This is a genomic window from Nocardiopsis sp. NPDC049922 (assembly GCF_040660275.1).
Classification (GTDB): domain Bacteria; phylum Actinomycetota; class Actinomycetes; order Streptosporangiales; family Streptosporangiaceae; genus Nocardiopsis.
In genome coordinates, this window is the sequence record NZ_JBFAME010000010.1 from 20,917 (window position 1) to 41,323 (window position 20,407).

17 protein-coding genes are annotated in these 20,407 nt (G+C 71.2%); 2 read left to right on the forward strand and 15 right to left on the reverse strand.

All coding sequences use genetic code 11. The annotated features are described in order from the left end of the window. Window positions 1-39: 39 nt before the first annotated feature. Window positions 40-381, reverse strand: a complete 342-nt coding sequence (locus AB0I72_RS18860; protein ID WP_358570042.1) for a DUF5713 family protein — start codon at window positions 379-381, stop codon at window positions 40-42. A 138-nt stretch (window positions 382-519) separates the two neighbouring features. On the opposite strand from AB0I72_RS18860, the gene AB0I72_RS18865 reads away from it, so the two are divergent. Continuing rightward, window positions 520-1,896, forward strand: coding sequence for a DUF6177 family protein (locus AB0I72_RS18865; RefSeq protein WP_358570045.1), 1,377 nt, complete (start codon window positions 520-522; stop codon window positions 1,894-1,896). A 442-nt stretch (window positions 1,897-2,338) separates the two neighbouring features. Here AB0I72_RS18865 and AB0I72_RS18870 read toward each other — a convergent pair whose 3' ends face one another. From AB0I72_RS18870 to AB0I72_RS18920, 11 genes are all read right to left on the reverse strand, one after another. Then, window positions 2,339-4,780, reverse strand: a complete 2,442-nt coding sequence (locus tag AB0I72_RS18870) for a hypothetical protein (protein WP_358570048.1) — start codon at window positions 4,778-4,780, stop codon at window positions 2,339-2,341. 32 nt (window positions 4,781-4,812) lie between these two features. Beyond that, on the reverse strand, window positions 4,813-5,163 hold the full coding sequence (locus AB0I72_RS18875) for a DUF6507 family protein (RefSeq protein ID WP_358570051.1): 351 nt from the start codon (window positions 5,161-5,163) through the stop codon (window positions 4,813-4,815). Continuing rightward, complete coding sequence (locus AB0I72_RS18880; RefSeq protein ID WP_358570054.1) at window positions 5,160-5,369, reverse strand: hypothetical protein; 210 nt, start codon at window positions 5,367-5,369, stop codon at window positions 5,160-5,162. Before AB0I72_RS18880 ends, AB0I72_RS18875 begins: the two co-directional genes overlap by 4 nt. 296 nt (window positions 5,370-5,665) lie before the next feature. Continuing rightward, on the reverse strand, window positions 5,666-6,775 hold the full coding sequence (locus AB0I72_RS18885; protein ID WP_358570056.1) for an ABC transporter substrate-binding protein: 1,110 nt from the start codon (window positions 6,773-6,775) through the stop codon (window positions 5,666-5,668). Window positions 6,776-7,267: 492 nt separating this feature from the next. Next, on the reverse strand, window positions 7,268-8,353 hold the full coding sequence (locus tag AB0I72_RS18890) for an LLM class flavin-dependent oxidoreductase (RefSeq protein WP_358570059.1): 1,086 nt from the start codon (window positions 8,351-8,353) through the stop codon (window positions 7,268-7,270). 31 nt (window positions 8,354-8,384) lie between these two features. Next, on the reverse strand, window positions 8,385-9,503 hold the full coding sequence (locus AB0I72_RS18895; protein WP_358570061.1) for an ABC transporter substrate-binding protein: 1,119 nt from the start codon (window positions 9,501-9,503) through the stop codon (window positions 8,385-8,387). 14 nt (window positions 9,504-9,517) lie between these two features. After that, window positions 9,518-10,381, reverse strand: coding sequence for an ABC transporter permease (locus AB0I72_RS18900; protein WP_358570064.1), 864 nt, complete (start codon window positions 10,379-10,381; stop codon window positions 9,518-9,520). Window positions 10,382-10,395: 14 nt separating this feature from the next. After that, complete coding sequence (locus tag AB0I72_RS18905) at window positions 10,396-11,196, reverse strand: ABC transporter ATP-binding protein (protein WP_358570067.1); 801 nt, start codon at window positions 11,194-11,196, stop codon at window positions 10,396-10,398. Continuing rightward, the gene (locus AB0I72_RS18910; RefSeq protein WP_358570070.1) at window positions 11,193-11,705 is read right to left on the reverse strand and encodes a flavin reductase family protein; all 513 of its coding nucleotides are present in this window, start codon (window positions 11,703-11,705) and stop codon (window positions 11,193-11,195) included. Before AB0I72_RS18910 ends, AB0I72_RS18905 begins: the two co-directional genes overlap by 4 nt. Window positions 11,706-11,793: 88 nt before the next feature. After that, the gene (locus AB0I72_RS18915) at window positions 11,794-12,333 is read right to left on the reverse strand and encodes an NAD(P)H-dependent oxidoreductase (RefSeq protein WP_358570073.1); all 540 of its coding nucleotides are present in this window, start codon (window positions 12,331-12,333) and stop codon (window positions 11,794-11,796) included. 144 nt (window positions 12,334-12,477) lie between these two features. Further along, complete coding sequence (locus tag AB0I72_RS18920; protein ID WP_358570076.1) at window positions 12,478-12,879, reverse strand: hypothetical protein; 402 nt, start codon at window positions 12,877-12,879, stop codon at window positions 12,478-12,480. A gap of 237 nt (window positions 12,880-13,116) precedes the next feature. Here AB0I72_RS18920 and AB0I72_RS18925 point away from each other — a divergent pair, with 237 nt between their 5' ends. After that, the gene (locus tag AB0I72_RS18925) at window positions 13,117-14,739 is read left to right on the forward strand and encodes an MFS transporter (RefSeq protein WP_358570078.1); all 1,623 of its coding nucleotides are present in this window, start codon (window positions 13,117-13,119) and stop codon (window positions 14,737-14,739) included. Window positions 14,740-15,004: 265 nt separating this feature from the next. Here the strand turns inward: AB0I72_RS18925 and AB0I72_RS18930 are convergent, their stop codons facing one another. The 3 genes from AB0I72_RS18930 to AB0I72_RS18940 form a co-directional block, all read right to left on the reverse strand. Then, window positions 15,005-17,761: a LuxR family transcriptional regulator gene (locus AB0I72_RS18930; RefSeq protein ID WP_358570081.1), complete on the reverse strand. Its 2,757-nt coding sequence runs from the start codon at window positions 17,759-17,761 to the stop codon at window positions 15,005-15,007. 9 nt (window positions 17,762-17,770) lie between these two features. Continuing rightward, window positions 17,771-18,664 carry an NAD(P)H-binding protein gene (locus tag AB0I72_RS18935; protein WP_358570084.1) on the reverse strand — a complete coding sequence of 298 codons (894 nt, stop codon included), beginning with the start codon at window positions 18,662-18,664 and terminating at the stop codon, window positions 17,771-17,773. 67 nt (window positions 18,665-18,731) lie between these two features. After that, window positions 18,732-20,309: a BBE domain-containing protein gene (locus tag AB0I72_RS18940; RefSeq protein WP_358570087.1), complete on the reverse strand. Its 1,578-nt coding sequence runs from the start codon at window positions 20,307-20,309 to the stop codon at window positions 18,732-18,734. Window positions 20,310-20,407: the final 98 nt, after the last annotated feature.

The following is a 20,407-nucleotide window of genomic DNA, read 5'->3' on the forward strand; positions in this document are numbered from 1 at the left end:
GGCCGTCGCGGCGACCGACCCGCGAACGGCGGGTCGCCGTCACCACTCCCGGGTGGCGATCAGTTCCTCCACGTCGGCGCCCGCGAACCCGTAGGCCGACGCCACGAGCCAGAACTCCTCGGCGATCGCCTCGCGCGCGACGGTCTCGATCTCGCTGCCCGCGGCCCCGAACTCCGCCTCCAGGGCGTTGAACCCGTCCGTCGCGGCGTGCGTGAGCGCGTACAGCGCCGCCAGGTCCGCGGGCCGCTCCGCCTCGATCCGTTCGCACAGGCGCACCAGGATGTCCCTGCCCTGGTCCACCACGTGGTCCGGATAGTAGCCGTCCGCGTACATCGCCCGCAGGAACTCGTGTCCCGCCATCCGCTCGTTCGTGATCGCCATGCGGTTCCCCGCCTTCGTCCGGTGCCGTCGGCCCCACTCTGGCCCCCGCCTCCGACAGGACGGTCGAAAGACCTGCCCGTGCGCGTCGTGTCTATGCTTCCCGGCGGGACGTGACCGACCGACGCTGGGAGAGAACCGGTGAGTTATGACGTCGTGGCGTTGTCGGCGAGGGACCCCGACCTGCGGTTGATCGCGCATGCCCTGAAGGACGCGGGCCCCGACCACTGGGTCCGTCCCCTGCACGACGGCGGCATCCTCCAGATCCGCGACGCGGACCGGCGCGTCCTGGCCTCCGTCGAGCGCGCGCAGCTGGTGGAGGCACGGGACGAGGTCGTGCGCCTGCTCGGCCCGGACGCGGCCATCGGTCTGCCGGATCCGTGCTGGTGGGTGGAGGTGCGGGCCCGACCGGACGACGCGGGGCGGGAGGCGGCGCACCGCGTGGCCGACGCCCTGGCCCTGAGGTCGGGCGGCACCGTGTGGACATCCGGTCCCGCGGATTTCTCCGAGTGGCGGGAGACCGAGCACCCGGCGGCCGAACGCACCGCGTCCACGGCGGTCGTGATCGCCCAGGACCGCGACGTCGTCCCGCTGTCCTCGTGGATCTCCGACGCGATGTCCTGGGCCCGGGGCACGGGACTCCAGATCCTCACACCGCCGTCGGCACGGCTCACCTTCGCCCTGCGCACGCTGGTCACGTCGTCGATGGCCAGGTGGGTCGTCCGCGCGGAGGACGGCACCCACTTCGACGGAGTCAGCGGGCTTCCCCTGCACTGGGACGAGGAGAACGGCTACGTGCCCGTGCGGGGTGAGGGGTCGGTGGCGCCGCCGGAGGGGTTCCTCGACGCCGCGCCTCTGGGGTCCCAGCTCGTGCTGGACCTGTCGGTGCACCACCGGGAGGAGTTCGCGCCGCCCTTGGGGCAGGCGGTCGAGGCGGTCACGGAACATCTGGCCGGGTGCTCACCCGCCGGGTGGGGACCGCACGAGCCCGCGCTCGCGGCGTGGGAGCCGGAGCGCCTGATCCGGCTGGCGCGGCACCGCGTGCCCAGACCGACGGTGGCGCACTTCTCGGGGCCCCAGGGGGTCGGACACCCGTGCGCGGGGAGTGTGCGTGTGGCGTGGGACGGGGAGCGGGCCACGGAGCGGGTCTCCATGGTGGTGGGCTTCGAGGACGAGGCGGACCTGCCGATCGACGCGCTGCCCGGACTGGTGGAGGCGCTCGCCGCCCAGGATCTGCTGAGCGTGCTCCAGGTGCGCAGGATGCGCGGGCGGTCCGACGTGACGTACGAGCCCCGTTGGCACGGGCTGGCCGTCCCGGTGGGCATGGCCCTCGGTCCGGACGGGGTGGGCCGGGTCGGGGAGGAGAAGGCGGTGGCGGGGCCCATGGCAGGCACCCGGCTGGGAGAGGGGGAGCACCGGGCGGTCTGGTGCCCCGTTCCCGGCGGAGTGTCGGAGGCCCGACGCGCGATGGACCTGGTGCGGGCGCAGTTGAACTACCTGGGGGCGGCTGGAGGGTGACGGTCCTCAGGCCTCACACTCGGTTCGTCGAATCTTCACCCGAAGTCATTCAGGAATGTTTTCCTCGGTGCGAGTAAAGTTTCCCAGATTCATCCCGGAGGCTTCGTTGCTGGTGGATTCGGAGATCTTGATGCGTCGTCGTCTTCGGGCTCTCAATTGAGTTGTGGAAAGTGTGGGAAGGTGTGCTCTGGGAGCCGTTACTCTATGTCTTTCTGACTTGCCCTGCGTTAGAATTCGACGATCTCGGATGCGGTCGCCGAGGTAGTCTGGGTCGCCTTTGAGATCGTTTTCACTAGTCTTCGGAGTTAGTTGGTCTCTTCCTCGATGGGGTTCTTTAGAATGTCTGCATAAACGTGAGCACTCTCCTCGTCGAATCCTTCGTCCATGTACATCTGGACCAGTTCATCGAGGGTGTAGTTCTCCGGGTCGTTGACGATAGCAATCACTGCAGTCCCCAATCTTCTTCGATTACCTTGTCAATCGCCTCTGCGATCGGCTGGAACTCCTCGTCTTCCCACTGACGATACCTGCTCGGCGCTGGTCCCGAAAGATGCTGCCGGAGCTCGTCCCGCAGCCGGGCGTCCCCCGAACGTTCGGCAACCCACTGGGTGTAGGAGCGGGCCCACATCTCGGTGTTGCGCAACAAGTAGCTCTGGTACCTGGTGCTCGGCTCAGCGTCCAGTTGGTGATACGACCAGGACTCCACCACGGCCCTGCGCCAGTCCCGCATCTGTGTCGTCTTGGGCACGGCTGACGCGACGCCAGGGTTCGGAGAGGCCAAATGATCGAGTGCGTGGCCGATCTCATGGATCAAGTTCTCGCGGAGCCTGGGTGCGGCAGGGTCAAATGTGATCGTTCGCGTTCGCATCTCATATCTACCGAGAACTCCGGGAGGCAATGGCCCGGTTTCGAATCTGACTGTGCGCATATTCTCTGGAAACCTGTGTACCGATTCGAGGAGGGAAACGGTGTCGCTTACCTCTGAAACCAGATCGGCTGGCATGTCTTCAGGGATGCTGTAGGGGAAGTCCTGCCGATTATCGAGGGATTCTTCCCATGGGTCGTCATGCGAGGGATCCAGAGATTCTGGAGTGTCTCCCCGGGCTGTTTCCAGGTCCTCTGTGTCGGGTTCGTCTTGGTGAACGCCTCCTTGGCTTTGTGACGACTGGCTTGGGTCAGTGCGATGTCCGTAGTTGTCAGTGTGGCTTGTGGGGGTCTTGGCGCCAATCCGATCTATCTCGTGAGTGGTATTCGGTTTGGAAGATGCGCGATCGGGGGTGCGGGGGTTACTTTCACCCTGACTACCGTTGAGTTCGTCGCGGTACCGCCCATCGACCTCGGTGACGAGGTCGCTCGCCTGACGCTCGATCTGCTCGTCGTCCTCCGCCCGGTCCGAGGACGAGTCCGCGACGTCCGTCCGATCTCCCGTCGTGGCGGGTGGGAGAACCTCTGGAGACCGCGATCCCGTGGCTGTGCCGTCGTGGTGGAGGTCCCGGTTCGGGGCACCGTCGCCGAGATCCCCGAACCGGGCCTCGAAGTCCGCGCCCAGACCCCGCAGAAGCTCGCCGATCGACGAGGTCACCCCCGCGTAACCCCCACCGCCGCGCGTGAGGTGCTCCGACAGGTCGAAGTCGATCCGGCTCGCCGCGCCGTTTCCCCAGTGGGTCGGGAGGTCCCCCGGTGACAGGTCGTTGGGCACGCGGCCGCCGTCGAGGAAGTCGCCACTGCCCAGCCGGGCCAGGATCGTTCCGCCCCGGACCGGGAAGGCCACCACGGTCAGCGCGAGGTTGCCCGCACCCGTGTACACCGTGTACGCGGGGCGGTCGTCCCACTCCCGCCACGGGAGGAAGCCATGTGCGACCTCGGTCCAGGCCGCACCGGCGTTGTCCCGCCACGTGTCGCCGTCCCAGTTCCACGTGTCGGGGCCGGAGAACGGGTTCATCCACCCGTCCTCGCCGTAGACCCCCGCCAGGGCGCCCAGCCCCTGGAACCGCTCCTTCTGGTGCTGGATCGCGTTGTCCCACGCCTCGCCGGGAGTCCCCGCCCATCCGCTGCCCTCGCGCCACAGCCCGGTCGTGGCGACCGAGGACACCGCCATGTCCCAGACCATCCCGCCGCCGAAGTTGTCCCAGTTCGCGTAGTAGGTGTCGGCGGCCCAGTCCAGGGGCCAGGGCTTGGCGGAGTCGCGGGCGATGTGGTTCGCGTCATCCCACACCCGCTGCCAGTCCCCGAACGACGTCAGGTCGTACGCGGTGTCGGGGACGTCGTCCGGATCGATGCCGTGGACGATCTCGTTCGCCCCGGGCTCCTCCGCGCTCGCCGCCGTGTAGGTGGTGTCACCGCCGTGCACGGCGACGATCCGGTTGGCGCAGTCACGTTCGGCTTCCTGGAATCTGGCCCACACCCGGTTGACGGCGAGCTTCAGCGCCCTGTTCTCACCGAGTTTCCGAAGATTGAGGTGCCAGTACTCGTCGTCCTTGTTCTCCTCGTAGAACTCCCAGGAACTGTCCCTGAGCTCCCTCAGCTGGCTCTTGGCCGTCTCGGCGGCCTCGGCGAACTCCTCCAGGGCGCTGACCGCGTCCGCCAGGTCGTCCTGGATCGTGTCCCCCTTCTCGGCGACGACGTCCATGACGGCGAACAGGTCCTCGGCCTCGGGGGCAGAGTAGTGCGGTTGCAGCCCCTGCCACGTGGTCCTGACGTCGTTCCCGCCCTGCGAGATCTCCGAGGCCGCGGCGCCGATGTCGGCCGCGGCGGCCTGAAGGGACTCCGGTGCGGTCCCGGGGATGGGGATCGCCGGGGGATAGACGAGCGTCAGTGGGTCGGGGTCGACGGGCTGCTGGAACCTGGTGTCGGGACTGGGCTGGCTGACGTCAACGGGGGGCACGGGGGCTCCATGTCACTGGGGGAGGGGCGGGGTCACACGTTCGGCGACAGGTCCGACTCGTCGATCCGGCCGGCGTTGCGCTGGGCCTCCTCGGCCATCTCGTGGTTGCCGACGAGATAGGCGTCCACGGCGTTCGCGCAGCCCTCGAACGCCGAGCCGGCGCGGGCGAACATCTCCCCGGACAGCGCGCCCAGGTGTTCGAGGAGGTTGAAGAGTTCGGCCTCCACGGGCGCGCTGACGGCACTCGACGCGGCGTCGACGATCCCGTCCTGGGCCCTGCCGACGGCCCCGTCCAGGCCGCTGCCCTCGCCGTCGCCGAGGTGGGTGAGGACCGTGTTCAGGACGCCGCCGACTCCGGGGGCGTCGATGTTCCATCCGGTCACGGCGACTCCTGGGGTGCGGCGGAGGGGCGGCGGGGAGAGAAGCGGTCGGGGCGGAAGTCGTCCGGCGGGTCGCCGCACGTGTGGCCGCTTTCGGCCTGTTCGCGCTCGACCTGGGCGATGCGGGCGTTCATCCGGGTCAGGGAGGGCTGGATCGAGGCGATGACCTGGGAGAGCGCCTTCAGATGGTTGCCTGACCGGTCGCGCATGCGAGCCAGCGACGTGACGGGAACCACGTTCCCCGCAGGGCGGGTCGCGTCGGTCGGATGTGGCCGGTGCGGGGGCTCGGGTGCGGGCTCATGTGACCCTTCGGGGGGATCTACCAGCTCGAACTTCATCCATCGCTTCCCGTGTCGGCTCGTGCGTCGGCGTGTTCCGTGCCGTCTCGTCGCGTGCATTATGCCGACACGGGTGACAGAAGGAGTGAGTACGCGTACACAGAACGATCCGCCGCCACCCTCCCGGGGCGACGGCGGATCGGATGCGCGGGACCCGTGCGGGGCCGCTACTCCTCGCGGGGCCAGCTCACCTCGCCGGCCGGGTGGACCGACTCCAGGAAGCGGGGCTCGAACAGCGGCTCCAGCTCGGGGATCTCCTCCAGCTGGCCGTTCTCCAACAGGACGTTCGCCTCGTCCTCCGTGCGGATGAGGTCGATGCTGCCGAGCGGGTCGCCCTCCACCGTGTAGGTGCTGACCAGCTCGTACTCCTCCTGCCAGATGCGCGCGTTGTGCTCGACGTCGTACTCCTGCTCGTCCTCCAACTCCGCCGCGAACTCCACGCACTCGGTGACGTTGTCCCGGCAGTACTCGAACGCGTACGAGAGCGCCCGTAGGAAGTCCTCGACGACCGTCGGGTTGGCCTCCGCGTACTCGGCGTTGGTGGCCATCACACCGAACGACCCGACCACGCCGTACTGGCCGGGCAGCCATTCGATGAACCGCGCGTCCATCGCGTCCAGCAGGAACGGCTCGTTGGACCGGTACGCCGTCAGGGCGCCGACCTCCTCCTCGACCAGGACGGAGGGGTCGTAGCCGACCTGCACCAGGTCGATGGAGTCCAGGTCCACGCCCTCGGAGACGAGCATGGCCGCGATGGGCGGCGGCAGGGCGCCCTTGTGCCCGAGGGTGACGCCCTCCAGGTCGCTGAGCCGCTCCACGTCCGGTCCGGTCAGCAGCGTCGCGATCGGCACGTGCCCGTAGGTGGCGACACCGATCACGTCGATTCCCCGTTCGTGGGCCTGGAGGATCTCCCCCTCGTTGCCCATCGAGGTGAACTCCGCCTCGCCGTTCTCCACCGACTCGGCGTTGCCGAAGGTGTCACCGGTGCCCGGAACGATCTCGATGTCGAGGCACACGTCGTTGAAGTAGCCGAGCGCGTCGGCCGCGACGGCCTCCAGGATGCTCACCGAGGCCTGATACCGGTAGCCGGTGAGGTAGGTGACCGTGCCCGCGGCCTCGTTGGTAGCGCACCGCTCGTCGTTGATGACGGCGGCCGACTCGGGCTCCTCGTCCTCCTGGGCGCCGCCGCACGCGGCGCTCAGGAACAGGACCGAGACCGCGGCCGCGGAGCCGAAGCGCGACCGCCGCCGCGGGGTAGGGGGGTGGGGGGTGGACATGGCCGGTCACTCCTTCGTGTCGGGGGCACGCGCCCCCGGGGCGGAAACAGGTGCGGCACACGACAGGACGTGCTTCAGAGTGTGTGGTCGATCGCGCGCCGTAGTGGACGGGGCTCGCGTCGACCCGCAGCGGGGCCGGGGCTGGGGGAGGTGGGGTGCCGACGACCGGGCGGTCGGGCATGGCCACCATGTGTACGGACGGTGACGAAAAGGGGGATGGCTGTGGTGGTTCAGCCCAGAGAGCACTCCTGCTCAGTGTGGGGTGTGTGCCGCATGAATCAGGACTTTAGTGGACCAAAACCACGGTGGTATAGGGGGTTTGGCGCGCTGGTCACTGTGGGCTAGGGGCACGTCGGGGTACGCTCCCGATCGTCACCCGTGGTGATGTGGCACTCGTCACGACGCGTCCGGGGCGGGTGGTGGGGGCCGCCGTGGTGTGACGGCGGCCCCCGCTCCCCGCACCCCGGTACGGGGGTGGGGGAGCGGTGCCGGTCAGCGGCTCGTGGCCGTGACGACGTCGGGGCGCAGGCGCGGCATGACCGCCTCGCCGAACGCCGCCAGATCCGCGTGGTAGTCCGGGAAGATCAGCATCAACCCGTCCAGTTCGGCGAACCCGACGATCTCCTGGATCCGCTCGGTCACCGTGTCCGGCGAGCCGACGACGAACGGCGTCTGGAACGCCTCGTCCTCCGGCTTCTCGGCGGTGAGGGAGAGCGCCTTGTCGGCGGGCAGACCCCACGAGCGCTTCATGTTGACGATCGCGTCGATGTCCGCGCCCCGCCCGTACTTCCCACGGCGGGCCTCGGCGGCCGCGTCGGTCTCGTCCATCACGACGGTCAGCATCGAGTACGTCCTGATCCGCCGACCCAGCGCCTCCGCCCGCTCGCGCACGTCGCGGCTGGCGTCGCGCAGGCCCTCCAGGGTCGACGCGGTCAGGAACGACCCGTCGCAGTGCCGCGCCTGGAAGTTCAGGCCGGTCTCGGAACGGCCCGCGCTGATCAGCGTCGGCACCGGGTCGGGGTGCGGACGCGACCGGCAGTCCTCCAGACGGTGGAACTCACCGTCGAAGGTCACCGAGTCCTCGGTCCACAGCCGCTTGACCAGTGTGGTCCACTCCTCGGTGAACCGGTACCGGTCGGCGTGCGACAGCTCCTCACGCCACAGGCCCATCTGCGCGAACTCGTCCACGTAGGAGCCGACCACGATGTTCAGCCCGGCCCTGCCGCCGCTGATCTCCTGGAGGGTGGTGAACATCTTCGCGGTCAGGGCCGGGTGGAACAGGTTGGTGTGGACGGTCGACCACACCTTCACCCGCTCCGTGGCCTCGGCGAGCCCCGACATCATGGTCATGGACTCCAGGGTCCGGCCCCAGTGGTCGGTGGCGCCGTCGTAGCCGCGCCACTTGCCCATCGACATGATGAAGTCGAAGCCGTTCTCCTCCGCCAGGACGGCGGCGCGGCGGTTGTACTCGTAGCTCGCCTCGGGGTGCGGGGCGGTCTCGGAGATGATCCACCCGCCGTTGCCGATCGGCAGGAAGAGACCGTACTCCGTGGGTGCCGTCGCGCCTGGTTCAGTCATTCCTTCAGACTCCTTGGTCACTTCCGTGCTTTCACTGCCCCTCGGCGGGCCAGGTCACCTCGCCGTTGGTGTGGACGCCCTCCAGGTAGCTGGGCTCGAAGAGGGGCTCCAGATCCGGCAGCTCGTCGAGCTGGCCCGCGTCCACGAGCGTCTGGCCCTCGGCCTCGGTCGCGTCGAGGTCGATGAACCCGACCGGGGCGTTCTCCCGGGTCGTGCCCGTGGCCAGGTCGCTCTCGGTCTGCCAGACGCGGAGGTTGTGCTCGACGTCGTAGCCCGAGTCACTCAACTCGGCCGCGTACCCGACGCACTCCTCGCCGTTCTCGCTCTCCACGCAGTAGGAGAAGGCACGCGACAGCGCGCGCAGGAAGTCCTCGACCACGGTCGGGTTCTCCTCGGCGAACTCCGGCGAGGTCGCCATGACGCCGAAGGAGCCGACGACGCCGTACTCCTCGGGCCGCCACTCGGTGAACTCCTCGTCCATGCCCTCCAGGAGGAACGGCTCGTTGGAGCGGAACGCGGTCAGCGCCTGGACCTGGTCGCGCGGCAGGACGCTGGGGTCGTAGCCGACCTCGACCTGCTCGATCTCGTCGAGGTTCACGTCCTCGGCGGCCAGCATGGCCTCCAGGGGGGCGGGCAGCATGCCCTTGTGGCCGAGCGTGGAGCCCTCCAGGTCGCCGAGCGCCTCGATGTCCGGTCCGGTCAGCAGTGTCGCGATGGGCACGTGCCCGTAGGTGGCGATGCCCATGACGCCGATGTCGGACGCGTTCGCCTGGAGGATCTCGGCCTCGTTGCCCAGCGAGGTGAACTGCGCGGTGCCCGCGGCGACCAGCTGGGCGTTGCCGATCGTGTCACCGCTGCCGGGCTGGATCTCCACGTCCAGGCACACGGAGGCGAAGTACCCGAGCGCGTCGGCGGCGATCGCCTCCAGGATGCTGACCGACGCCTGGTACTGGTAACCGGTGACGTAGGTGATCGTTCCGGCGGCCTCGTTGGCCGCGCACCGCTCGTCGTCGATGATGGCCGCGGCCGCGGGAGCCTCGCCCTCCTGTCCCCCGCCGCACGCCGAGACCAGCAGGACGGCGGATGCCGCCGCCGCCGAGGCCGCTGCGCGTAGGTACCGGGGCCGGGGAGGGTCGATGGGGGTAGACATGCGGACAGCTCCGATCATGAGGGATTTCTCTGTTGAGACTCGTGCCAGAACAGGAGTCTGCGCTCGAGGAGGGTGGTGAGAGCGAGCATGAGCACGCCCATCGTCGCCAGGCAGGCGATGGCCGCGTACACATGGGGCAGCTGGGCGTTGGCCGCCGCGTTGCGGATCATCGTCCCGAGCCCGCTGGAGGACCCGGCCGCGACGAACTCGGCGACGACCGCGCCCACGATGGACAGCGGGAGGACCACGCGGAGCGCGGCCAGGGCGAAGGGGAGGCTGCTGGGCAGGCGCAGCTTCAGCAGCACCTCCAGTCGGGAGGCGTGCAGCGTCCTGAACACGTGCAGCGCCGGACCCGGGACCGAACGCAGGCCGGTGGTGACGTTGATCAGCACGGGGAAGACGGTGACGATCGCCGTGACGATGACCTTGGGGGTCATGCCGAACCCGAACGCCACCACCAGGGCGGGCGCCAGGGCGACGACCGGGGTGACGTTCAGGACGACGGCGAGCGGCATGATCGCCCGGCGCAGGACGGGGATCTCCGACATCAGCAGGGCCAGGACGAACGCCGTCCCCGCGCCCCAGGCCACGCCGAGCAGCGCGATCTGGAGCGTGGACCAGGCGTTCTCCACGAAGAGCACGGGGTCGGAGACCAGGGTCTCGCCGACCTCGGACAGCGCGGGAAGGACGTAGGGGTGCTCGGCGGCGACCCACGACCACCCCACGCCGACCAGCGCGACCGCGACGACGGTGGGCAGCCACACGCGCGGGGACAGCGGGGATCGGCGCCCGCGACGCCTCCGGGGCCGTCGGGAGGCGGGCGGGTGTTCGGGCGCGGCGCGGCGATCGACGCCCGCCGCTCTGCTGACGGTGGCCACGTTCTCTCCTCCCGTCACTGCGGGATCAGGTCGTCGGGGGCGGCGCCGCTCTCCCAGGCGCCGAGCAGCGAGGCGCGGACGCGGTCCTCCAGGGCGCGCCCGCGGGGACCGGTCACCTCGTCGCCGCGCGGTCGGGGGAGGTCGACGGGGATCACCTCGTGCACGCGGCCGGGGCGGGCGGACATGACCACGATCCGGTCGGAGAGCGTGACCGCCTCCCGGACCGAGTGGGTGACGAACAGGACCGTCGTCGACATGTGCTCCCACAGACGCAGCAGGTGCCACTGGAGCGCCTCGCGGGTGAACTCGTCCAGCGCGGAGAAGGGTTCGTCCATGAGCAGCAGGTCGGGGCGGGTCCCGAACGCGCGCGCGATGGCGACCCGCTGCCGCATGCCGCCGGACAGCTCGTGCGGGTACTTGCGGGCGGCGTCCTCCAGCCCGACCATCGTCAGCAGCTCGTCCGGGTGCTCGTTGCCCCTCCCGGCCCTGCGGTTGACCCGGGCGGGCAGGGACACGTTGCGCCGCACGTTCAGCCACGGCAGGAGCGCGGGGGTCTGGGGGACGAAGCCCACGGCCTTGGCCGCGCACATCTGGCGGGGCGTGGCGTCGAAGACCGTCACACCGCCCTCGTCGTAGTCCTCCAACCCGGCGATGACGCGCACGAGGGTCGACTTGCCGCAGCCGCTGGGGCCGATGAGGCTGACGAACTGTCCCCGGGGGACGTCGAGGTCGATCCGGTCGAGGGTGGGCCGGTGCGGGTCACCGCCCTCGTAGGTCTTGGTGAGCCCACGGACCTCGATGCGTTCTCTGGTCACGCGGCGGCCAACCTTCGGAAGCGGCGCCCCTGGTAGACGAGGGGGGTGGTGTCCCCGGCCCGGACGCGGGCGACGTCGACGAGGAACATCGTGTGGTCCCCGGCGGAGTGTCGTGCGTGCACGCTACCTTCCAGGATGACGGCGGCGCCGGGCAGAACCGGGGCGCCCAGGTCGCCGCGGACGAACTCGGCCGAGCCGAACTTGTCGGCGCCCCGGGTGGCGAAGAGGGTGGAGAGGTGCTCCTGTCCGTCGGCGAGGACGTTCACGGCGAGGGTGCGTGCGTGGGCGAACGCGTCGTGGCACTCGGCGGAGGTCGCCAGGAAGACCCCGATCAGCGGCGGATCGGCGGACACGGAGACGACGCTGTTGGCGGTGAAGCCGTGGCGGCCGGATCCGACCTCGGTGGTGATCACGCAGACGGACGTGGCCATGCGGGCGAGGCCGTCGCGGAAGGCGGAGGGGTCGCGGTGGGCGTCGGCCGCGTGCGGGCCGGGTTGGGGGAAGGTCAAGCCTGCTCCTCAGGGGACGAACACGTGCGCTCGGCCGCCGCGGAGAAGGGGGCGGCGGCCGAGCCGGGGGACGGTGGAGCCTGCCGGATCACGTGCGTACCGGGAGTGCGTCGATGACCGAGGAGAGCGTCCGCGCGTGCCGGTCGTACCAGCGCAGCGCGGGGTCGGTGTCACTGCCCAGTTCCCCGAGCACGGCCTCCTTGAGGTACAGCGCGGGGGTGGGGCAGATGGCGGACAGCTCGACCAGGACCGGGCGCAGGGACGCCTCGGGGGCCGACGAGTGCGCGTCGGACGCGCCGACCATGAGGGGGACGCAGACGGTGCCGCGCAGCGCCTCGGGCGGCATGCGGTCCAGGAAGGACTTGAGCAGGCCGGTGAACGTGCCCTTGTAGACGGGGCTGGCCACGACGAGCAGGTCGGCGGAGCGCACGGTGTCGACGGCGGAGTCGACGTCGGCGGCGCGGGGGTCGAGCACGGCGGGGCCGTAGGCCGACAGGTCGACGGTCGTGACCGGTGCGTCGGACCGGATCGCGGCCGAGAGCAGACGAGCGAGGTGCTCCGCGGCGCGGGCGGTGCGAGAGCCCGAGCGGGGATTACCTACCAGCGCGACCACATGGGATGAGCCCACGGGACACCCTCCAGACAAGACTCCTCCGGTACGGAACCGGAGACTTCGACGGAGAGCGGGCGGAAGCAGGATCGTCGACGGCCCGCGGAGATCGTTGACCCGTCAAAGGTAGGGATAAAAAATGGATGAATTATGAAGAAGCGGTCACGGGACGATATCCATACGCTGTACGTTCTGCCCCTCGTCCACCAGGAGCACCTCGATCCGGTGCGCGGCGAGCGCGGCGGGCAGCCAGGCGCCGCGTCCCAGCAGGCGGGTGAAGGGTGTGCTCAGGGCCAGGACGGCTCGCGCGTCGGGGAAGCCGGTGTTCCGGAGCCAGGCGAGCTTGAAGGCGTCGGCGATGACCTTGTTGCGCTGGTTCGACTTGATCTGTCCCCAGTGGATGTAACACTGTCCGAGCACGGTCGTGGGGGTGTCGTCCGCGCAGTCCACGCCCACTCTCACGCCGTCGGGGAGGGTGAACTCCCGGGGGGCGAGCGGCGTCCCGAAGTAGGCGGACAGTGTCGCGTGCGGTTCGGGGGGACCTGTACGGTCCTTGGTGTCCATCAGCGCATGTCTCGGTGTGTGCCCCATGTGACGAGACGATAATGCACGGGAACCCGTGAGACACGGGGCTTGTGCCCTTGTGCTCACTCTCGGCGAGAATTTCCTGGGACTTCGTCTCGTCTCGTCGCGCAGAGTCGCGTGACGCTCGTCACATCGCGTTCATCCGCGTTGATCGAAACCATGGTTGAGGTCTTACGGTCGGGGCGCTGGGACCCCTCCGACACATGGGAGAACGACGTGGCGACCGACATCCCCCGAACCGCGACCTGGCGTGCGTGGCTGGGCCTCGCGGTGCTGACGTTGCCGCTGCTCATGTCGGCCACGGACATGACCGTCCTGTTCCTGGCGCTGCCAGCCATCGCCGCGGACCTGGCCCCCAGCAGCACACAGCTGCTGTGGATCCTGCACGTGGCCTCGTTCCTCCAGGTCGGCGTGGTGCTCACCATGGGGTGGCTGGGACCGCGGATGGGCCACCGGCGGCTGCTCACGGTCGGGGTGGCGGTGTACGGCGTGTCCTCCCTGGTCGCGGCGCTGTCCTTCGATCCGCTCATGCTCATCGCGACGCGGGCGGTGATGGGGATGGCGGCGGCCTCCCTGCTGCCGAGCATCACCTCCCTGCTGCGGGTGATGTTCCCCGACACGCGTCAGTTCTCCGCCGCCATCGCCGTGGTCATGAGCTCGTTCTCGGCGGGGATGGCGATCGGACCGCCGCTGGGCGGCGTGCTCCTGGAGTACTTCTCCTGGGGCTCGGTGTTCCTCATCAACGTCCCCGTGGCGGTGCTCCTGCTGCTGTTCGCCCCGCTGCTGCCGCGTGTGGAGGGGGAGCGGACGCAGCGCCTGGACCTGCTGGGCGTGGTGTTCTCGGTGCTGGCCGTCATCGCGGTGATCTTCGGGCTCCAGGAGATGGCCGACGACATGGCCAGCGGGTCCGGCGCCCCGATGTGGCCCTACCTGGTCTGCGTCGCGGCGGGGCTGGCGCTCGGGGCGTTGTTCGTGCGGCGGCAGTTGCGCGTGCCGGAACCCCTTCTCGACCTGCGGTTGTTCTCGACGCCCGCGTTCTCGGTGTCCCTGGTGGCCATGCTGTTGATGCTGCTGGGCGCGGGTGGGGCCGACATGCTGCTGGCCCAGTACCTGCAGGCGGTCGAGGGGATGTCGCCGGGACGGGCGGGCCTCCTGCTGATCGCCCCCGCCCTGGGCTCGATCGTCGGCGGTCTGCTGCCGACCGTCCTGAACCGGTGGGCGCGGCCGGGGTTCGTCATGGGGTTCGCGCTGCTGCTCGCGGGGGCCGGGGCCGTCGCCATGGTGTGGTTCGTCGGCGGCGGGACGCTGCCGGGGATCGTCGTGGCGGCGGTGGTGATCCAGTTGGCGCTGGGACCGCTGTTCACGCTGAGCTACAACCTCATCATCGCGTCGGCGCCGCTGAGGAAGGCGGGGTCGGCCGCCGCGATGGGCGATGTCGCGGGCGGCTTCGGCAACGCGCTCAGCCTCGCCTTCCTGGGCAGCCTCGCCGCCGTGGTCTACCGGCGGCTGCTGGACGGCGCGGGGCTGGAGGAGGTCCCGGCCGACGCGGTGGAGGCGGCGGGGGAGAGCGTCGGCGGCGCGACGGCGGTCGCGCAGACGCTGCCCGGCGCGATCGGCGCCGAGCTGCTGGAGGCGGCGCGGTCGGCGTTCACGGTCGCGGTGCAGACGGGGTACGGGTTCACGGCGGCGGTGCTGATCCCGGTGGGGCTCGTCGTCCTGTGGGCGCTGCGGGGTGTGCGGTTGGAAGGCCTCGGCGGGGAGACGACCGGCGCCGAGGTCCCGACCGACGAGTCCGGGGACGGGCGAGCAGCGAAGGAGAGGGAGCCGCAGGGCGCCTAGGTGTTCCGTCGCCCGGCGAGCTCCGTCCGCGGTGACGGGCGAACCCGTCGTACCCGGCTACCAGCGTCCCTCCACATGAGCGAGAACGGATCTTCGAGCGGGATCGCGCCGCTGCCCGACCGGGACGGCCACCTGCGGTACCTGCTCGGCACGCTGACGGGCCACTGGGACGAGTGGCCCCCGGAGGCCCCCTGCCGGGGAACCGGGACCTGCTGTTCGGCCTCCTGGGCGACCGGGAGTGACCCCCGTCCGCCGAGCGGCCCGGTCACCCGGTCGGGGCCCGCTCGTCGCCGTGCCGCTCCGGCGGTTCGCGGTGCAGCCCCAGCGCGCCCAGTTCGGTCCGCGAGGCCACGCCGAGCTTCGGGTAGGCCTTGTACAGGTGGTGGCCGACGGTGCGCGGGCTCAGGAACAGCCGCGCGCCGATCTCCCGGTTGCTCAGGCCGGTGGCGGCCAGCCGGACCACCTGGAGCTCCTGCGGCGTGAGCCGGTCCAACAGCTCCTCCGCGCCGTCCCGCGCGAGGGGGTCGGTCGCGCGGATCTCCCCCGTCGCCCGCAGCTCGGCGCGGGCGCGCGCCGCCCACGGCTCGGCCCGCCACCGGAGGAAGTCCTCTGACGCCGTGCGCAGGTGCCGCCTGGCCTCGGTCATCCGTCGACGGCGGCGCAGCCACTCCCCGTAGAGCAGCCGGGTCAGCGCCCGGTCGAAGGGGAGGGCGTCCAGCTCCAGCGCCCTCTGGAAGTCCGCCCCGGAGCCGTCGAGCAGGGCTCGGCACCGCAGCGCCACCGCCCGTGCCCAGGGCTGCCGGGTCGCCTCCGCCCAGAGGGCGTACCGGTCGGCCGCGTCGGCGGCCCGGTCCGGCCGCCCCAGGCGGAACGCCGCCTCGACCAGGACGGGGAGGCTGCCGACGACACCCATGGGGCGATCGCCCGCCACGACCGCCTCCATCCTGACCACGGCCTCCTCGTAGCGGCCCCGTCCGAGGTCGAGCAGACTGAGCGCGGCGGCGGCCTGCGCGCAGGCGGGGGCCGTGCCGAGTTCCAGGGGTTCGGCGGCCAGCGCGCGGCAGCGATCGTCGTCCCCCTGGAGGGCGGCGATCCGGGCCCCCGCCGACAGGAGTTCCACACGGGCGTGGTCCTGGCAGGTCTCCGCCGCGTTCCGGAGGCCGTCGGCGAGAGTGGCGCGCGCGTCGCGCAGGCGGCCGAGGAGGGTCTGGGTGTGCGCGAGCACCACCTGGACCCCCGGCAGGACCGCCATCGCGCCCTGGTGGCGGCATTCGCGTTCGAGGTCGGTGGCCAGCCGGTGGGCGCCGTGGAGGTCGCCCGCGGCCAGGTGCAGCCGGGCGCGGGTCACGCGGTCGCGTGGCGCCTCGGCGGCCGGTGAGGGCTCGGCGAGGAGGGAACGCAGTTCGCGGACGCCCTCGGCGACGTGCCCGTGGTCGAGCCGGTTGGTCGCGAGCGCCGCCCTGGCCAGGGTCCGGGCCGGAGCCCCCTCGGGGAAGCGGGCGGCGTACGCGCCGATGCCCGCCACGCAGTCGAAGTCGTTGGCGACCCAGGCCGCCCGAACGGCGTCGACCAACAGCGCCCCGGTCTCCGCGGCACCACCGGCGGAACCCGCACCCGCAGGTTCAGCGCCCCCGGAGGCCAGGACGGTGCCGAACAGGATCCGATGGGCCTCGTCCGCCTTCCCGTCAGCCACGGCGAGGCGCGCGTGCAGCCGCGCGACGGCGGCGCGCTCCGCCAGATCCCCGCGGTACGGGTCGACCCGGGAGACCAGGCCGGCCGCGCGGGCGAGGTCCCCCGCGTCGACGGCCGCTTCGGCGGCGGCCACCGTGCGGCGACTCCGGTCCCCGGGGTCGGGGCTCAGCGCGGCGGCGCGTTCGTAGGCGGCCGACACGGCCGAGAGCCCGCCGCGTGTCCGCGCGCGTTCGGCGGTCTCCACCAGGAGGGCGGCGACGCGCTCGTCGGGTGCGGCGGACGCCGCCGCCAGGTGCCAGGCACGACGGTCGGCGGTCTCGGGGCGCGACGCGAACACCGTCGCCAGCGCCCGGTGCGCGGCGGCGCGCGCGTCCGAGGTTGCCCCCTGGTAGACGGCCGACCGGACCAGCGGGTGGCCGAACTCCACCCGTCCCTCGCGGACGCGGAGCAGCCCCTCGTCCTCGGCGGGTCGCAGGTCTTCCCCTCGGGCGCCCAGGTCCGCGGCGGCGCGGAGCACGGCGGCGATCTCGCCGGAGTCGTCGGCCGCGGCGACCAGGACCAGCGCGCGCGTCGGCTCGGGCAGGGCCGCGACCCGCTCGGCGAAGGCGTTCTGGACCCGGCCGAGTTCGCCGAACCGCGCTCCCGTGCCGTCGTCGCCCCGGGTGTCCGACAGCGTCAGCAGCGCCAGCGGGTTTCCGGCGGCCTCGGCCAGCACGCGTTCCCTCTCCCGGCGCGGGAGGACCGCGCGCTCCCGCAGCAGTTCCTCGGCGTCCGCGCGGGGGAGCCGCCGGACGGGGAGCTCGTCGACGTGGGGTGTGGCGAGCTGGGGCGCGTGCGGCTCCCGGACCGCCATGAGGACGGCGACCCGCTCCGCCTCCAGTCGCCGGGCCGCGAACAGCAGCGCCCCGGCCGAGGCCTGGTCCAGCCAGTGCGCGTCGTCGACCAGGCAGAGCACGGGCTCGGTCTCCGCCAGGTCGGCCAGCAGGGTCAGGACCGCGAGCCCGACCAGGAACCGGTTCGGCTCGCCGTCGTCGGCCGACCCGAGCGCGCCGCGCAGCGCTCTCGCCTGGGGACCGGGCAGCGTCTCCGCACGTTCCACGGCCCGTCCCAGCAGCAGGTGCAGACCCGCGTAGGGCAGCTCGCTCTCCGCCTCGACCCCGGCTCCGCGCAGCACGCGCATGCCGGTCGCCCTGGACCGGGCGTACTCCAGCAGCGCCGACTTGCCGATCCCGGCCTCGCCCCTGAGGACGAGCGCGCCGCCGCGACCGGAGCGGGCGTCGGCGACGATCGCGTCGATCCTCGCCGTCTCCCCGTCCCGTCCCCGCAGCACGCCCCCAAGCTACGGCACGCCGCCGCCGGGGCCGTCCTCGGGGAGGAAGTCCGCCAGGTGGTCGGCCACCCACCGCCGGTAGGGGAGCGCCGGACGGCCGAGCACCTCGGCGACGTCCGCGGTGACCGGCTCGGGAACGCGCGTCGTCGCCGCCATCGCGGTCATCGTGTCCTCGACCGCGTCCTCCGGCAGCCAGGCGCGGAAGGCCTCGCGCGCCTCCTCGGGGGTCTGCTCCTCGAAACGCGGGTCCAGACCGGTGACCTCGCCGATGATCCGCACCCGCTCGGCCTGGCTCAGGGCCTCCGGGCCGGTGACCGCGAACACCGCGCCGACGTGGTCGTCGGTGGTCAGCGCGCGGACGCCGACGGCCGCGAGGTCGGTCTCGTGGACGACCGATCTGCGCCAGCCCGCGAACGCCTCGCGGACCACGCCCCGGGTGCGCACCTCCTCGGCCCAGGCCAGGTCGTTGCCCGCGAAGCCCCCGCCCCGCACGAAGGTCCACTCCACTCCCGACTCGCGCAGGATGCGTTCGATCCGCGCGTGCGACCGGTTGACGGGGTCCTTGGGCTCGGCGTCGCTCGCTCCCGTCGAGGACAGGTAGACCACCCGACGGACGCGTTCGGTGATCCGGGCCAGGACCTGCGGGGCGACGGCGTCGGCCTGGAGGGTGGGCCAGACCAGGAACACGCGGGTCACGCCGTCGAGCGCCGCGTCCAGGGAGTCCGGGTCGGACAGGTCGCCCCTGACCAGCTCCACTCCCGTGGGCAGGCGGGCCGCCGACGGGTCGCGCACCAGCGCGCGCACGTTGGTCGCCCCGGCGTCGAGCAGCTGTCGTACCGCCTGGCCCCCGACCCTGCCCGTGGCACCGGTGACCAGGTACGTTCCTTCGTTCGTCGCGTTCATGGGGACGACGTTAGGGATCGGCGGTCTCCCACAGCATCAGTCGACCGACTGGCGTGACCGGGATCCCCTAGGAGCCGGCTCCGTCCTGCCGGGCCTTGGGCAGCCGGACCGACTGCCGGTGGCGGAACACGTCGAGCGGGTCCCAGCACCTCTTGACCTGCTGCAACCGGGTGTAGGCGCCCTTGTAGTAGAGCGTGTGCCACGTGTCGTCGGAGGCGTTCCACTCACGGCTGCCGAGATCGGCGTCGGGGTAGTTGATGTAGCAGCCGTCGGTCAGGTCGTTGATCGCGGGGACCCCGCCGCTCGTGGCGAACGTCTTGCGGTAGATGTCGCGGATCCACGCCTCGTGCCGCTTGATCGCGCCCTCGGACTCGGTGCGCTTCCAGTACACCTGGTACTGCATCTTCATGATCGAGTCGCGCTGGGGCACCGCCGTGTCCCTGGGCGGCTGGTTGATCGCGGAGCCGTAGGAGTCGATCTGGATGAGCGCCTCCCCGTTGACGTAGTCCTTGTAGTGGACGTTGCCCAGGTAGGCCCACATCTCGTCGATCTGGGCGGTGGTGAAGGGCTTGCGCATGTAGGCCGACTTGTACTTGCCGCACCGGTTCGCGCCCGAGCCGTTGAGCGCCTGGGTGGCGGTGAGCCAGGGCAGCACGCGCGGGGTGTGCATGTCCCGGACCGGCGGGTGCTCGCCCATGGGGGCGCTCATCTGACCCGACCTGGGCTTGATCGCGCCGTCGACCGTGTCGAGGAAGCAGGCCAGTGCCTCCTCGCCGCCGGGATCGTCGTCGTCGATCTGGGCGAGCAGGCCGATCTCCCCGTTGCTCACGTGGTTGAGCTTGAGCATCGCGAACAGCTTCCCGGACGCCTCGTCGGGGTCCTGGTGGTCGCGGAAGTACTGTCCGTAGGCCGTGAGCAGCTTGCCGAACTCGGCTTTGTCGAACTTCGACCACTTCCAGGACAGGGCGGCCAGGCGGACGTTCCTGGGCGGTCGGGGGAGGTCCCGGAACCAGAAGCGGGTGACCAGACCGAAGTTCCCGCCGCCGCCTCCGGTGTGCGCCCACAGCAGGTCCCGGAGGTCGGTCCCGGGGTCGTCGCGGGTGGCCAGGACGAGGTCGACCGTGCGGTTGGGGCGGACGACCGCCACCTCCACGGCGTAGAGGTAGTCGACGGTGAGGCCGAACTGGCGGGACAGCAGCCCGAAGCCGCCGCCGGTGACGTGGCCGCCGGTCCCGACGGAGTAGCAGGAGCCGCCGGGGAGCGCTCGGCCGGTGATCGGGTAGAGGTGGCTGTAGACGTGCCAGTTGGTGGCGCCGGCCTCCACGCAGTCCGCTTCGAGGTCGGGATCGTGGTAGACGCCGCACATGGGGCTGACGTCGAGGATGACCCGGACGTCGTCGCCGGAGACGAAGTCCTCGTAGCAGTGCCCGCCGGAGCGCACGGTGATCCGGGTGCGGGTGGGATCGGCGGGGCGTTGGTTGACCGCCTCGGAGAGGGCTCGGACGGCGCCGGCGGGGGAGCCGACCAGGCGGACGTAGTCGGGACGCGCGATCCAGCGTTGGTTGAAGCCGCGGGCGAGCGCCGGGTAGCGCTTGTCGTCGGGGCCGACGGTGGTCATCGGCGGGAAGGCGTGTCCATGGGTCATGCGAGCCGCCCGAACTGCGAGGAGAACCGAACGCGGCCGGTATACCCCGCCCCCGATCACACGAAAAGTAGTCGCGTGGAGGCTGTGGGTGAGAGGTG